At 54.1% G+C, this 14138-nt stretch carries 12 protein-coding genes, 1 tRNA gene and 2 pseudogenes; 7 read left to right on the plus strand and 8 right to left on the minus strand.

What is annotated here, in order from left to right:
* The first annotated feature begins 209 nt into the window (after positions 1 to 209).
* The 4 genes from DFO57_RS13080 to DFO57_RS13095 all read left to right on the plus strand — a co-directional run bounded on the left by DFO57_RS13080 (position 210) and on the right by DFO57_RS13095 (position 3945).
* The gene (locus tag DFO57_RS13080; protein WP_015699983.1) at positions 210 to 836 is read left to right on the plus strand and encodes a LysE family translocator; all 627 of its coding nucleotides are present in this window, start codon (positions 210 to 212) and stop codon (positions 834 to 836) included.
* A 170-nt stretch (positions 837 to 1006) separates the two neighbouring features.
* On the plus strand, positions 1007 to 1645 hold the full coding sequence (locus tag DFO57_RS13085) for a TetR family transcriptional regulator (RefSeq protein WP_013026308.1): 639 nt from the start codon (positions 1007 to 1009) through the stop codon (positions 1643 to 1645).
* Between the two features lie 73 nt (positions 1646 to 1718).
* Positions 1719 to 3116, plus strand: a complete 1398-nt coding sequence (locus DFO57_RS13090) for a D-arabinono-1,4-lactone oxidase (protein ID WP_013026309.1) — start codon at positions 1719 to 1721, stop codon at positions 3114 to 3116.
* A 1-nt stretch (position 3117) separates the two neighbouring features.
* Complete coding sequence (locus DFO57_RS13095) at positions 3118 to 3945, plus strand: glycosyltransferase family 8 protein (protein ID WP_013026310.1); 828 nt, start codon at positions 3118 to 3120, stop codon at positions 3943 to 3945.
* Positions 3946 to 4024: 79 nt separating this feature from the next.
* On the opposite strand, the gene DFO57_RS13100 is transcribed toward DFO57_RS13095, so the two are convergent.
* A complete protein-coding gene (locus DFO57_RS13100; protein WP_022623363.1) occupies positions 4025 to 5146 on the minus strand; it encodes a Gfo/Idh/MocA family protein in 1122 nt (373 codons plus the stop codon).
* A 320-nt stretch (positions 5147 to 5466) separates the two neighbouring features.
* Here DFO57_RS13100 and DFO57_RS13105 point away from each other — a divergent pair.
* Positions 5467 to 5542: transfer RNA gene (locus DFO57_RS13105), tRNA-Asn, on the plus strand.
* Between the two features lie 522 nt (positions 5543 to 6064).
* Here DFO57_RS13105 and DFO57_RS13115 read toward each other — a convergent pair.
* The 6 genes and pseudogenes from DFO57_RS13115 to rhaB all read right to left on the minus strand — a co-directional run bounded on the left by DFO57_RS13115 (position 6065) and on the right by rhaB (position 10884).
* Positions 6065 to 6366: pseudogene (locus DFO57_RS13115) on the minus strand (helix-turn-helix domain-containing protein).
* Positions 6367 to 6381: 15 nt separating this feature from the next.
* Positions 6382 to 6722 (minus strand): annotated as a pseudogene (locus tag DFO57_RS13120) (type II toxin-antitoxin system RelE/ParE family toxin); the annotation flags it as partial.
* A 283-nt stretch (positions 6723 to 7005) separates the two neighbouring features.
* Positions 7006 to 7320: an L-rhamnose mutarotase gene (gene rhaM / locus DFO57_RS13125; protein ID WP_015699977.1), complete on the minus strand. Its 315-nt coding sequence runs from the start codon at positions 7318 to 7320 to the stop codon at positions 7006 to 7008.
* Positions 7310 to 8152, minus strand: coding sequence for a rhamnulose-1-phosphate aldolase (gene rhaD, locus DFO57_RS13130; RefSeq protein WP_013026315.1), 843 nt, complete (start codon positions 8150 to 8152; stop codon positions 7310 to 7312). Before rhaD ends, rhaM begins: the two co-directional genes overlap by 11 nt.
* Before the next feature lie 10 nt (positions 8153 to 8162).
* On the minus strand, positions 8163 to 9419 hold the full coding sequence (locus tag DFO57_RS13135; protein ID WP_072138140.1) for an L-rhamnose isomerase: 1257 nt from the start codon (positions 9417 to 9419) through the stop codon (positions 8163 to 8165).
* Complete coding sequence (rhaB, locus tag DFO57_RS13140; RefSeq protein WP_042676332.1) at positions 9403 to 10884, minus strand: rhamnulokinase; 1482 nt, start codon at positions 10882 to 10884, stop codon at positions 9403 to 9405. The genes DFO57_RS13135 and rhaB overlap by 17 nt, the downstream gene beginning before the upstream one ends.
* A 288-nt stretch (positions 10885 to 11172) precedes the next feature.
* Here rhaB and rhaS point away from each other — a divergent pair, with 288 nt between their 5' ends.
* Positions 11173 to 11994 carry an HTH-type transcriptional activator RhaS gene (gene rhaS, locus DFO57_RS13145; RefSeq protein ID WP_029568966.1) on the plus strand — a complete coding sequence of 274 codons (822 nt, stop codon included), beginning with the start codon at positions 11173 to 11175 and terminating at the stop codon, positions 11992 to 11994.
* A 14-nt stretch (positions 11995 to 12008) separates the two neighbouring features.
* The gene (rhaR, locus tag DFO57_RS13150) at positions 12009 to 12875 is read left to right on the plus strand and encodes an HTH-type transcriptional activator RhaR (RefSeq protein WP_015699971.1); all 867 of its coding nucleotides are present in this window, start codon (positions 12009 to 12011) and stop codon (positions 12873 to 12875) included.
* Between the two features lie 36 nt (positions 12876 to 12911).
* Here rhaR and rhaT read toward each other — a convergent pair whose 3' ends face one another.
* On the minus strand, positions 12912 to 13946 hold the full coding sequence (rhaT, locus tag DFO57_RS13155; protein WP_014594040.1) for an L-rhamnose/proton symporter RhaT: 1035 nt from the start codon (positions 13944 to 13946) through the stop codon (positions 12912 to 12914).
* Between the last annotated feature and the right edge of the window lie 192 nt (positions 13947 to 14138).

Here is a 14138-nt window from a genome sequence, read left to right on the forward strand (position 1 = left end):
TTCAGACAACGTATTTCTGCCCAGCTCAGGCATACTTTAATCAGGCTGTATTGCGCAGCAGAGGAATGGCATTAAACGGCACAGAGCAGGTTCTTATGCTCAGAAGCGGGATGAGCAAGCGGCATCGCATTCTTTCCAGAATGCACGCTCTGTTAACGCAATCACGCCTGTAAACAACGTTCTTATCCCTATTGAATGAAGGAAACATCATGTCGCTTCAAACTGAATTACTGCCTTATATTTTGGCGCTGGGACTGGCCGCCGCGATTCCGGGCCCCGGGATGACGACGATCGTTGCGCGTAGCATCAATGGGGGTTCCCTGGCAGGCTTTGCTGCGCTTATCGGCGTGATAATGGGCGATGTGTTTTATTTAACCCTGGCCGTATTTGGTCTGGGCATTGTGGCCAAGACCTACACCGCGCTCTTTACGTTGATTAACTGGGCGGCGGCGCTTTATTTGGGCTATCTGGCCTGGCAGTTCTGGTCTTATCAACCCCGTGCTATCAGCATTGACCAGAAGGTTACCCGTCAGCAACTGGTCTCCGCCTGGCTGTCGGGGCTGAGTATTACGCTGGGCAACCCCAAAACGATTGCCTTTTATCTGGCAATACTGCCGCTCGTTATTTCCCTGGAGGCAATTTCACTGAAATTCTGGGGTGCCGTACTGGTTCCCGTTACCGCTGCCGTATTACTGGCCGTGGGCGCGATGTTTATTTTGGCGGCGGTGAAAGTCCGCGTGTTTCTGACCCGCCCGCGCTCGCTGCGGATCATGTACCGGGTCGTGGGCGTGATGATGCTGCTGGCTGCCATGGGTATGATTGTTAAAACGCTGTAACTCGGCGAAATAACAGGTAGGTGACGGCTGCCTTGTGGATAACGGGGCTTCAGAACAGGCTGATTCATCCTGCTTAAAGGGGATTTTACTGCTGTATCCCCACCCGCATGGTTACGCTGTGGTAATATCGCCCCCTTACCTTCTCGTTACCTGGCAACCCACTGAGCACTATGACGGACACGACAAAACGCAAAAACGATCCTGAAGGGCTTAAAAAACGCATTCTGGCTGGCGCACTCAAAATCTTTGCTGAGTTCGGCATGCAGGGCGCCCGGCTGGAGCAGATCGCCGAGAGTGCTCAGACGACGAAACGCATGGTGGTCTACCACTTTGGCAATAAAGAGCAGCTCTATATTGATGTGCTGGAGCAGGTTTATCAGCAGATCAGGGAACATGAAACCGGCCTGAATCTGGCGGCAATGGAACCCGGACAGGCCATTACGAAACTGGTTGAGGCCAGCTTCGATTATCACGTTTCGCATCCTGATTTTATTCGGCTGATCTGCATGGAGAACCTCTCTCGCGGACGCTACATCTCACAATCCGTGCGGCTGAGCCAGCTTAACCGCAGCGCGCTGGATCTGCTGGATGACATCCTGACGCGCGGTCAGCAGCAGGGGCTGTTTATTCAGCCGCTGGACACGCTGGATGTACATCGCCTTATCAGTAGTATCTGCGTACATCAGGTTTCTAACCGGTTCACGTTTAATACGCTGTTCAGTCCGGACAAAAGTGAAGAGGATATTATCAGCCGCAATCGCCAGTTAGCGGTGACGGCCACGCTGCGTTATATCTGTCGGCATCAGTAGGCTCACAGGGCGTTGAAAGCGATAGTCTATGCTTAAGGGGTATTCTTAATATCACTTAAGTAAGGAAAGCAGTTTGAGCAAAGACGCCAACCTTTATCCGCTTCGCCAGACCCACCTTGATCCACAAGATGATGCAGTCTGGAACTGGGCGCAAAACGCACAGATTGGTACGCAGCAGCAGGTTAAACGCCCTGCTGACGAGGCCGCACTCCGGCAGTTACTGCGTGAGTCAAGCGGCAAAGTGCGCGTAACCGGTAAAACCTACTCCCCAGGCAGAATGCTGGCCGTGCACCCCGATGATTTGCTGCTGGATCTGAGTGCACTGTCCGGCCTGATCCGCAGTGATGCACACAGCGTCACGTTCGCCGGCGCGACCCCGCTGGAACAAATCTACAGTACCTTAACGGAAATGGATCGTATGCTCGCCTCCTCACCCGGCGTGATTTCGGTTCAGACGCTGGCTGGCGCGATGGCTACCGGCACTCACGGTCAGGGCCTGCACCAGAGTTCCATTGCCGATGAGGCTGAGCACATTCGCATGGTGCTGAGCGACGGCTCGGTCCGTGAGCTGTCACGTGGCGATGCAGATTTTCCTGCCGCACTGGTGTCGCTGGGCGTGCTGGGTATTGTGACCGAAGTGACCCTGCGCACGCAGCCGTTTCGTATTTTCACCTGCCATAAAAATGCGGTGTCGGCGGACAGCCTGGAAAGTGATTTGCTGCGCTGGAATGATGAATACGAACTCAGCAAAGCCTGGTGGTTTGTGGATGACAATTTTATCCACGTCTGGAATGCACATCAGGCCAGCGAGGAGGAGAGCCACCATTATGCGCAGAACGATCGTGAGGTGGTGGAACACGCCGATGAAGGCGACGACAGCCTCAACGACACGATCGATCAGACGCTGGAACACATGCATCGCGACACCCAAATTCACGGCAAGGGCGGCAAACAGTTCCGTACCGTAACGCGCTTTCGGGATTTTACCGATGTGACAGGCGACATCTATCAGCTGTTCTGTCGCGGTATCGCCGTGCCGCAGATCAACGTCGAAATTGGCGTACCGCTGGAAAAAACGCCAGCAGTCATCAGCAAAATCAAACGTTGGTACGCCGACAATCGCCCGCATATGCACTATCCCATCATCCTGCGTTGTACCGGTGCGTCATCGGCATGGCTCAGCCCGGCCTTTGACCAGCCCACCTGCTTCTTTGGCTTTGTGGTGTATTACGCGGATGACGGCTCCCTTTCAGAAGCGGGCCTGCACTTTTTAAGTGAGGTGGAGAAGCTGCTGGCAGAAGAAGGCGGTCGCCCTCACTGGGGCAAGTACTACGACGCCTCGCTGTACCGCTGGCAGGATCTCTACCCGCACTGGGCGTCCTTCCGTGCTCTGCGTGAGCAGTTCGATCCGCAAGGCCGTCTGAGCAACGACTACACCGCTGCACTGTTTAATCAATTCGATAAGGGATGATATGTTTGCCTGGGTAACCTTACTGACGCAACCGGATTATCTGGTCGGCGTAAAAGCGCTGCACCGTTCACTCACTCAAAGTCAAACGCGTTGGCCCCTGGTCGTGATGGCAACCGCTGCCATTGATGAGCAAGACTGCGCGATCCTGGAAGAGGAAGGCTGCGTAATCCACCGTGTGGAGGGGCTTTATCCGCACAGCGATTTGAACCCGCAGTATGCATCTGAACGTTTTGGTGAAGTCTGGACCAAACTGCGCGCCTGGCAGTTAACCGACTATCAGCGGGTGGTCTTTCTGGATGCCGATATGCTGGTATTACAGAATATGGATGAGCTGTTCTCGCTGGATCTGGGCGGTCATGCACTTGCCGCCTGCCACGCCTGCCGCTGCAATCCGAATCAGATCGAGGCCTATCCAGACAGCTGGCAGCCCGAGTTCTGCCACTACACCTGGCAGGAACGTGAGGAGTCGCCGCCCGCACATGTGGATTATTACCTCAACGGCGGCTTTCTGGTGCTGGAGCCTGATAACGCCGTTTTTGAAAAACTTGAAGCGCGCATTGCCGCTATAGAGGACCTGAGCCAGTACGCCTTTTCAGAGCAGGATTTGCTGAACGAGGCTTTTAAAGGTCAGTGGCTGCCGCTCTCCTATGTCTACAATGCCCTAAAAACGCTGCGTTTCCAGCACGATAAGCTGTGGGAATGTGAAGAGGTGAAGAACCTGCATTACATTCTGGATAAGCCGTGGCAGCGCGATTTGTCTCAGCCGGTTAGTCAGCGTGATCGCTATTATGCGATGGATAAACTGTGGTGGGATAAAGTCTCTGCCTGATCAGCATCAACCGGCCCCGGCATTAAGCCCGGGGCCACATCCGGATCATGGACTGGTTTTGTATAATGTCACTAAAAGGCTATACCGCCATCCAGCGCCTTTCTGCCGCCGACAGCGCGATGGCCTCAAGCACCTTCTGCACCTGCAATCCTTCTGCAAAATCAGGCCACATAGGGTCGCCAGCGGCAATGCCATTAATGAGATCGCGAATTTCTACCGTTTTCTGATCGTTAAAGCCAATACCATGACCTGCAGAGACGCAGAAGTTAGCATAGTCTGGATGCGCAGGGCCGGTCAGCAGGGTTTTAAAGCCCTGCCGCCCCGTCGGTTCATCATGGATATACAGTTCCAGCTCGGCCATGCGCTCCTGAGTGTAACGCAGAGTACCTTTGGTGCCGGTCACGACATAGGTCAACCCCATTTTAGCCCCACAGGCGATACGCGAGGTTTCAATCACACCGTGCGCACCGTTGTGAAAGCGCAGCAAGGCGCTGGCCTGATCTTCATTTTCCACCGGCAACTGACGGCTGAGATCCTTTGGGTCAGGACGAGTTTTAATCACCGTCATCATATCCCCACTGACTTCCGCAATATTGCCCACCAGGTAGTGCGCCATATTGACGATGTGCGCCGCCAGATCGCCCAGCGCACCTAACCCGGCCAGCGCTTTCTGGCAGTGCCAGTCGAGTGGCGTTTCCGGTTTCGCCAGATAGTCTTCGTTGTGCGTGCCGTAAAAGTGCACCACCTCGCCGATTTCACCGCGCGCGATGATCTCTTTTGCCAGTTGACTGGTCGGATTCTTCATATAGTTGAAGCCCACCAGGGTTTTAACCCCTGCTGTATTGGCCGCTTCAACCATTTCCCGCGCATCGGCCACCGTCAGGGATAACGGCTTTTCGGAATACACGTGTTTGCCGTTAGCAATGGCGGCCAGCGCCATCTCTTTATGCAGGAAATTGGGCGCGCAGATGTCCACAACATCAATATTCGGGTCGCTCACCAGCTCGCGCCAGTTGCCCGTAGAGCGGGAAAAACCAAAGGTGGCAGCCTGCTTTGCGGCCAGTTCGGGATTAACCTCTGCCAGCATTTCACGCACGATCTCCCCTTTTAACGCAAACACCGCGGGTGCCTGGGCATAGGCAATCGCGTGGCAACGACCGATATAGCCGCTACCGATCATGCCGATTCTGACTTTGTTCATTTTAACTCCGGGCTGACAGAGAAAGGATTAAATGAAATTTAAATTCCATTTACGAGTATTTCAAATTAAAAATGAAATAAATGTGACGAACATAAAGAACATTCGTGAGGGAATGTCGTGCAAAGCTTTATAAAAATGAAACGGAGATTCTGTTTACTGAATAAAAGGTGCAAAATTACAGCTATTCGATTGCGTCAGTACGCTAAGCGAAACGGTCAAAACGCGGGAGTTGGCGAGTATTTCAGCAATTAGACAGTTTTGTGAAAAAGAGCTTTGACAAGCCCGCGGGACGTCGATAATATGCGCCCCGTTCAAACGATTCCTCTGTAGTTCAGTCGGTAGAACGGCGGACTGTTAATCCGTATGTCACTGGTTCGAGTCCAGTCAGAGGAGCCATCTTACTGTTTTCAGGCCTACTGATACGTACCTGCTCAGCCAGGTTGCCGTAAGTTAGCGTGAAAATGTTCCCCGACGCGTATTGACCTCCCCTGCGCGTCCGGCGAAATGAGTTGTACGATTCCTTTTATTTCACTTAGATAATGGCATGACAAACCTGCCCCCTGTCAGCCCTGAAAATCCGTAGTATCACGTCCCGCAAAACCCCTGAACTGACCGATTCTTATGGTCCGTCTCTGCTTGTTCATTCAGGCGATTCACGTCTTTGGTATTCAACTATCGCCTCATCCGAAAAGAACCCTATATCGTGCGGGAGCCCGTCCGCAGGCTTTACTTTCTTTCCGATGCCCGCAAGCAGCGCGAGTTTATCCGTTAACGACTGACAAAGAACAGCTGTCTCGCGCAGCAACACCTGGCTGAGAGCGTCGCCGCGCGAATGGAAAATGCGTTGAGGCCGTCGCGCAGGCATCGTGCAAAACCCTAAGAAACGATCGGCTGGCTACGTTGAACGGCCCTGCGGGTTTAAAGCACAAAAGCGTAGTGAGAACCATCCGGCAGTTCAACATCAAGGCGAAGCTTGCCACCGGTCGCTTCAACATAGCGTTTGAGCGTGGACAGCTTCAGGTCGCGCCCCGGTTTTTCCATTCCTGCAACGGTAGGTTGTTTGATGCCCAGCACCTGCGCCATTTCTACCTGCGTTTTTGTACTTTCTCACGCAGTTCGGCAAGGTGAATATTGAGCAGGATGTCCGTCGCCATCGCCTGAGCTTCATCCACGACGTCATTTTTTTCATCCGCAATAAGCTGTTCCAGCGTTCTGCCCATCGCGTTACTCCTTATTTTTAATGCGTTAAGCCAGTTCGTAAATTCCCGGTCAGCAACCGGGAGCATCGCGTCGTAAAAACGTTTTTCATTGCCGACCTTATTTCCAGCACAAAGCACAATGCCGGTTCGGGCCGGCTCAAAGGCAAAAATGCCCGTAAAGGATCGCCCCGGCTCTGGATACGTCGTTCTTTCATGTTGCTATAGCGGGAGCCTTTGAGCGTATCGGCATAAGGTCTGGACAAACCCGGCCCCTTCTCCCGCAGGACCAACAATGCTGCAAGCACGTCAGCCCTGTCGATATCGCTAAGCGAGGTAAACCAGCAGTCAAACGTATCCGTTGTTTTAATCGGCCACACAACCCCGGGATATAGGTTAAATGCTATATAGGTGTAAAGCGATAAAGAGAAGTATGGCGCGAAGGAATGAGGGGTTCATGCGGTATTGCTGCAAAGCTGAAAGCGCATTCGGTTGTTTCAGTGAATGGCTACGAGGACATTCAGCGTTTTACGATCTGTATCAATAAACCCGCTCAGGGAAACCCGAGCGGGCTTTATGTTTTTTGCCATTTGGCTAGCGCGCCATGGCTAGCGGGTTTGGTTATGCGCGGTTCGGGATTGTGTCGTTCTGTTCATCAGCTCCCTAAGGCAGAAAAAACATCGGTTTAAGCTCTGCACTTATCGGGCTGTTATCCGCATTAGACGGCATTAAATCTTTCATCGATGCCCACCAGCGCTGGCAAACCTCGGTTTGCGCCACCGCGAGCCAGCGGGCTTCTGATTCAATCTCAACGCTGGCGAACAGCAGGTTACGATCGGCATCCAGCCAGATAGCATAGTGATGGGCACCATGCGCTTTTAGCGTCTGTTCCAGTTCCGGCCAGATGGGTGAATGGCGACGCAGGTATTCATCGTGGCAGTGAGCATGCACCTGCATGACAAAAGCTTTACGTAACATCGCTGCGCTCCGCATCCAGTGCTGCCTGCCAGGGTTTAACATTAAAGCGTTCACCCAGCGCGATCAGCTGCGCGGTAGTGATGCTCTGACGAATACCGCCCATAGATAGAGCTTTTACGACAACCTCCGATGATTTTTCAGCGGTGTCGATCAGACCAAAGGTCTCATCAAGATTAGGACCCGCGCCAAAGATGCCGTGGAAGGGCCACATGACCAGGCTGTGGATCGCCATCTCATCTGCCGTTGCCTGACCGATACCGTCAGTGCCCGGCACCATCCATGGCAAAATGCCCACCCCGTCCGGGAACACCACCAGACACTCTGTGCTGCCTTCCCACAACAGGCGCGTAAAGCGTGCCGAATCCAGATTTACAACGTAGCTCAGCGCCATAAAGTGAGTAGCATGGCAGTGCATAATCACCCGATCGCTTCCCTGAGTCACCTGCTTGCGTACGCTGTGCGACTGGAAATGCGCCGCCAGTTCAGAGGTCGGCAGCCCACCGTTGCTTAATCCCCAGTGAATTTTATACGACAACCCCTGGTCATCCACCTGCAGCAGCACCAGACTGTCTGCCGGGTCGAGCTGCACGTTACGAAAAAACTTGCCAGACCCGGTCACTAAAAACCAGTCGTTAGCTAACGCCGGTGCCGGTTTACTCAGTTCAATGCAGCGCGGTTCGGCATAAAAGTCGCTGGCGAAGTCCTGCACTTCTTCGGGAAGCAGGCGCAGGCTAACGTTACCGCCGTTACGCTCATCCCAGCCTTTCAACCACATATCGCTGGTGGCTTTTACCATCCCCTGTACGAACCAGGATGTCAGAATGTTTTGCATGGTTTATCCCTTAGCGTTGACGCAAAGTATGTTGTTCGTAATGACGGACGTCGCTCAGCCAGCTGGCATCGGCAGGAACGTCATGACGCAGGCACCATGCTTCCCACACCGCCTGCCACGGCAGCGACTTTTGCTCTTCCAGCAGGGCCAACCGTGTGGTGAAATCCCCTTCACTCTCCAGCCTACGCAGCCGATCGCTGGGCTCCAGCAGCGCCCGCAGCAACGCTTTTTTGGCGTTACGCGTACCAATGACCCAGGCGGCAATGCGGTTGATTGAGGCATCAAAAAAGTCGAGACCGATATGCACCTTATCGAAGAGTTTCTGGCGGGCGATCTCATGCGCAATCGCCTGGGTTTCATCATCGAGCAGCACCACATGATCGCTGTCCCAACGCACCGGACGGCTCACATGCAGCAGCAGGCGCGGCACGTACAGCATCGCGGTAGAGATTTTGTCGGAGATCACTTCAGTCGGGTGGAAATGCCCGGCGTCCAGCGTCAACGCAATCTGCCGGCTGCTGGCGTAGCCAAGGCAGAATTCGTTGGAACCCACGGTGTAGCTTTCCGCACCAATCCCGAATAGTTTGCTTTCCACAGCATCAATATGGTGTTGCGGGTTGAGTTGCTCACTGATGATCGCGTCAAGCGCGCTGGCAAGGCGCTGGCGCGGCGCAAAGCGGTCGATGGTGAGATCTTTCATGCCGTCCGGCACCCAAATGTTCATCACGGAAGGCGTACCGAGCTGTTCACCAAAGTAAGCCGAAATATGGCGACTGGCTTTACAGTGGTCGATCCAAAACTGGCGAATACCTGAATCGGCGTGCGACAGCGTAAAGCCATCGGCACTCTTTGCATGTGAAAAGCAGGTGGGATTGAAATCCAGCCCCAGCCTGTTGCTTTTTGCCCACGCTACCCAGTTGCTGAAGTGTTTCGGCTCGATGGCATCGCGCTCAACGGGTTGGCTGCTTTCAAGATAGATCGCGTGCAGATTCAGACGTAAGGCGCCCGGAATCAGCGATATGGCTTTTTCAATGTCGGCGCGCAATTCGTCGGCGTTGCGTGCCCGTCCCGGATAGTTGCCGGTGGCCTGAATACCGCCGGTGAGTTGCCCGTTGGGATTTTCAAAACCGCGCACGTCATCACCCTGCCAACAGTGCATCGAGACCGGGATCTCATCCAGTTGCGCCATCACAAGGTCCACATCAACGCCATTCTCAGCATAACGTTGTTTCGCCAGGTCAAAGGCCTGTTCAATCAGCTTTGTCATATGCAAGTTCCTTAGCAGGTTGGAGCAGCGCGGTGAAGCGCGCCTGATGGGCCGCAAACGCGCTGTTGTCGAGCGGTTCAAAGATGTCTGACGGGAAATTACGGCTGATGCAGCGGCGCAAATCCGCGACGTCACGCAGTTCACCTAGCGCGATGAGCTGGCAACCCACATTTCCCAGCGTGGAGGCTTCTACCGGACCGGCAATCACCGGCAGTTGACAGGCATCGGCACACAGCTGGTTGAGTAAAGGATTCTGGCTGCCGCCGCCCACGATATGCAGCTGCCGTAGCGGTGTGCCGCGTAGCTGGCCGAGTTCCAGCATTGTCTGGCGATATGAAAGCGCCAGACTGTCAAAGAGGGTGCGTGCCAGTGCGGCCGCAGTGTGCGGTATCGGCATCGCCTGTTCAGCACAGGCATGTTGGATTGCCTGCACCATGTTGTCTGGGTTAATAAAGCGAGGGTGGTTAGGATCAATGAGCGAGCGGCAGGCTGGCTGCTTTGCGGCATCCGCAATAAGCAGGGGCAAGTCGCGGATGTTCAGTTCGCTACAGACGCGCTGTAAAAGCCATAGCCCCATAATGTTTTTCAGCACCCGGTAACCTTCCGCGCCGCCTTCATTGGTTATGTTGGCCTGTAAAGCAGTCGCATTCACATAGGGTTGGAGACTTTCAATCCCCATTAGCGACCAGGTACCGGAACTAAGATAGGCTGCATCGTTGTGCATCAGTGGCGTGGCCAGCACCGCGCTGGCCGTATCGTGCGTGGCTACGGCAATCACCGGGATCCGCTTGCCGCTGGCGCTGGCCCAATAACCCACGTTATTGCCCGGTGCATGCGGTGTGCCGAACCAGGCGGAGTCGACGCCAGCCCAGTCCAGCAAGTCACGATCCCACTCACCACTTTGAATATTCAGTAACTGCGTGGTGGTGGCGTTGGTGTATTCCCAGTTCATTTCGCCGGTGAGGCGATAGTGCAGATAGTCCGGAATCATCAGCGCATATTTCACCCGCGCCTGCCAGTCCGGCTGCTGCAGATGCAGTGCGCGCAGTTGATATAGAGTGTTAAATGGCAGAAACTGAATGCCGGTGCGCTGGTATATCGCCTGCTGGCCAAGATCGTCAATCGCCCGGGCCATCAGGCCCTCAGTGCGTTTGTCACGGTAGCTCACGGCTTCGCCAACGCGATGTCCGTCTGCATCCAGCAGTACCAAATCAACGCCCCAGGTATCAATACCCATGCTGTCCGGCACGATGCCTTCATCATCCAGTTGCTGCAGTCCGGCGCGAATGTCCTGCTCCAGACGATCCAGATCCCAGCAGTCATAGCCGCCGCGCTGAACCCGCTGATTCGCGAAACGACGGACTTCACGCAGGGCGATTTTCTGGCTGTCCGACGTCCACTGCGCAAGCATGACGCGCCCACTGGATGCGCCTAAATCAATGGCAACGATGTTACGCATATTCATGGCATGTTTTCCTGAAATGACATGGCTACAGAATAAAAAGCCTGCAGGCCTGCCACCTTAGGCGCAGTGCCAGCAGAGGATCTTCGCTGGCAGGTTTGCAAAGGTGTTCGTGAGATAGCTCACAGAACCGCGTGACGATAGAGTTGTGAGCTTTGCCGCATTTCTATCAATCACTTAGGCGATCTTAAATAATTCGCCATTTTCTTGCGCCGCCCCGTTCAAAATTCAAGGTGATGTCCGCAGCGCCTGCGTAGACTCAGTTGCAACATTGTTAACGGAGAGCAAGCCATGACCGTTCTGCATAGCGCGGATTTCTTTCCCGCCGGAAATTACGCCATTGCCATTGAGCCACGCGTGCCACAGCAGGCTTTTCCAGAGCATCATCATGATTTCCATGAAATTGTGCTGGTTGAACAGGGATCAGGTATTCATGTGTTTAATGGTCAGCCGCAGGCGTTGAGTGCCGGTTGCGTGTGCTTTGTACGCGACCACGATCGCCATCTGTATGAAAAAACCGACAACCTTTGCCTGACCAATGTGCTGTACCGAAGCCCGGGGGCGTTCCGCTTTCTTTCCGGGCTGCAGGCACTATTGCCGCGTGAAGAGGACGGCCGGTACGCGTCGCACTGGCGCATTAATCAAAAAGTGATGGGGCACGCTTTGCAGTTGGTGACACAGATGAAGCAGCAACCTCTGTGGTCACTCGAACGTCAGGCACATCAGGAGCAACTCTTTCTGCAAATGCTGGTGTTGCTACGTGAGGCCGCTCGCAATGACAACGCGCAGGACCAGGAAGCCAGACTGCACCGATTGCTTGACTGGCTGAATGAGCATTACAGTGAAGAGATCGCATGGGAGGCGCTGGCCGACAGCTTTTCACTGTCGCTGCGTACGCTGCACCGCCAGATGAAGCAGCAGACAGGCAGTACGCCACAGCGTTATTTGAATCGGCTGCGGTTATTGCAGGCGCGTCATCTGCTTCGCCACAGCGATATGCGTATAACGGACATCGCCTATCAGTGTGGGTTTGGTGACAGCAACCACTTCTCCACGCTGTTCCGGCGTGAATTTGGCTACGCGCCCCGCATGGAGCGTCAACAGATGTGGTAACTGGAGCTTTTAATATGTCGCTAATTCTGTCGCGCGAGGACTACTTTCCTGCCAGAAACCTGCCCATTGCAGTGGCCGAACGTATGCCACAACCCTCTTTCCCGCCTCATCAACACAGGTTTAGCGAGATTGTGATTGTCTGGCGCGGCAACGGGCTGCACATCCTCAACGATCGCCCCTGGCTGATTACCTGCGGCGATGTGTTTTATATTCACGACAGCGACTGCCATAGCTATGACAGCGTTCATGACCTGGCGCTCGACAACATTCTTTATTGCCGCGATCGCTTTCGGCTCGATCTTGACTGGAGCCAGCTTATACCGCCTCAGGAAGAGAATGCTCAGTCCGGTTGGCGATTAACCACCCAGGGTATGGCGCTAGCGCGTGGCGTCATCAGCCAACTGGAGCGGGAAAGCCGCAAAAACGATCCCTTGTCCATTCAGCTTTCTGAAGCCTTGTTTTTACAGCTGGCGCTGATTCTGCGCCGCCACGGTTACGCGGCCGATCGTTCCTGGGCGCTACCGGAAGGCGAACAGCTTGATCTGCTGATGTCGTCGCTGCTGGCCGATATCAGCCGTCCGTTTGACCTCGCCTACTTTTGCGAGCAGCACCAACTCAGCGAGCGAGCGCTTAAACAGCTGTTTCGCCAGCAAACCGGCATGACAATTGGCCACTATTTGCGTCAGCTTCAACTCTGTCAGGCAAAATACTTACTGCGCACCCAGGAAAGTTTAATCAGCGAGATTGCTTCACGCTGCGGCTTTGATGACAGTAACTATTTTTCGGTGGTGTTTACGCGTGAAACCGGCATGACGCCCAGTGCCTGGCGGCAACGTTTTGTACCGCAATGCGCCACGCTAACTGATAACGCAAAAGCCTGATACGCGTTAACGCATCAGGCTTTTATCTCTGCGGAGTCAGGCAGCCATGCCAAGCCCGACAATATTGGCAGCGATGATAATGACTATGCAGCCAATCGACAGAACGCTAACCGGACGACGCCCGACAGATTTCCACTCTTTCAGCATCAGTCCGACCAGACCACCACACAGCACATACAGACTCATGTGCAGCATCCAACTGACAAAGTCATATTGCGGTGGAATTTTGGCATGGCCCCATGCATAGAAAAAGAACTGCAGATACCACATGGTGCCGCCAAGAATAGCGAAAGCGATATTGGCAATTAACAGCGGTTTTGCCACGGAGAAGTCCCGGCGGAGGGAGAGCTCCGGCTTAACCGCCAGGCGGATAAAGCAGTACGCCAGGTTAATCAGCGCACCACCGCCCATAATCACCACATAGCTGGGTAGCGCCACGTACAGCGGATTAATACCCAGATTAGCTGCCGCAACATGCATCGGCTTTGCGGCATCCATAGCGAAGGACATGCCGGCTGAGAAAATACCGCAGATAACCGCCAGTATCAGCCCTTTCTTCAGATTGAATTCTTCGGCGTTAATGCCCAGCGCGCGCTCTTTCAGCAAACCTGCTCGCGATACAATTGCCACGCCAATCAGCGCGACCAGAACGCCAAGCAGCGTCATACGGCCACCAGCCGAGCTAAAGAGCGCGACAAAACGGCCCTGCAGCAACGGCGTCATGAGTGTCCCGACGACTAACGTAATGCCGATAGCAATACCGATGCCTAACGACATGCCGAGATAGCGCATGGTCAGGCCGTAGTTAATATTGCCGATGCCCCACATTGCACCAAACAAAAACACAGGTAGCAGCTGTGACAGACTGAAACTACTGTAGTACGCCCAGAAATTCGGCAGCAGTACGGCACTGACTGCCCATGGCAAAATCAGCCACGACATCAAGCCACCTACTGCCCACATGGTTTCCCATGACCATTTTTTGACCTGTTTAAACGGCGCATAAAAACATGCGGCACTGGCGGCACCCACCAGATGCCAGAAAATACCGGCAATAATGGCACTGTTCATTGTTATTCCTTCGCAAGGTTGAGGCCAAACAGGAAACCGACGTTTCCTGATAAGCAGCAGTCTAGAGGGAGCTGCTTTCACTCAGCCTTTGAATGGCTGCCGGAAAACACAGGCCGCTGGCAAAATCCGGTGAATTTTCAACATAAAGATCACAAATTCACATTTAAGGACAGTAACCGGACGTTTTACCTA

The sequence above is a fragment of the Pantoea sp. AG702 genome (genome assembly GCF_003182295.1).
Lineage (GTDB): Bacteria > Pseudomonadota > Gammaproteobacteria > Enterobacterales > Enterobacteriaceae > Pantoea > Pantoea ananatis.

Excerpts from the sequence above, each read along its gene's own strand:
- DFO57_RS13080 (WP_015699983.1), top strand. The coding sequence starts at position 210 with ATGTCGCTTCAAACTGAATTACTGCCTTATATTTTGGCGCTGGGACTG.
- DFO57_RS13085 (WP_013026308.1), top strand. The coding sequence starts at position 1,007 with ATGACGGACACGACAAAACGCAAAAACGATCCTGAAGGGCTTAAAAAA.
- DFO57_RS13095 (WP_013026310.1), top strand. The coding sequence starts at position 3,118 with ATGTTTGCCTGGGTAACCTTACTGACGCAACCGGATTATCTGGTCGGC.
- DFO57_RS13100 (WP_022623363.1), bottom strand. The coding sequence starts at position 5,146 with ATGAACAAAGTCAGAATCGGCATGATCGGTAGCGGCTATATCGGTCGT.
- rhaM (WP_015699977.1), bottom strand. The coding sequence starts at position 7,320 with ATGTTACGTAAAGCTTTTGTCATGCAGGTGCATGCTCACTGCCACGAT.
- rhaD (WP_013026315.1), bottom strand. The coding sequence starts at position 8,152 with ATGCAAAACATTCTGACATCCTGGTTCGTACAGGGGATGGTAAAAGCC.
- DFO57_RS13135 (WP_072138140.1), bottom strand. The coding sequence starts at position 9,419 with ATGACAAAGCTGATTGAACAGGCCTTTGACCTGGCGAAACAACGTTAT.
- rhaB (WP_042676332.1), bottom strand. The coding sequence starts at position 10,884 with ATGAATATGCGTAACATCGTTGCCATTGATTTAGGCGCATCCAGTGGG.
- rhaS (WP_029568966.1), top strand. The coding sequence starts at position 11,173 with ATGACCGTTCTGCATAGCGCGGATTTCTTTCCCGCCGGAAATTACGCC.
- rhaR (WP_015699971.1), top strand. The coding sequence starts at position 12,009 with ATGTCGCTAATTCTGTCGCGCGAGGACTACTTTCCTGCCAGAAACCTG.
- rhaT (WP_014594040.1), bottom strand. The coding sequence starts at position 13,946 with ATGAACAGTGCCATTATTGCCGGTATTTTCTGGCATCTGGTGGGTGCC.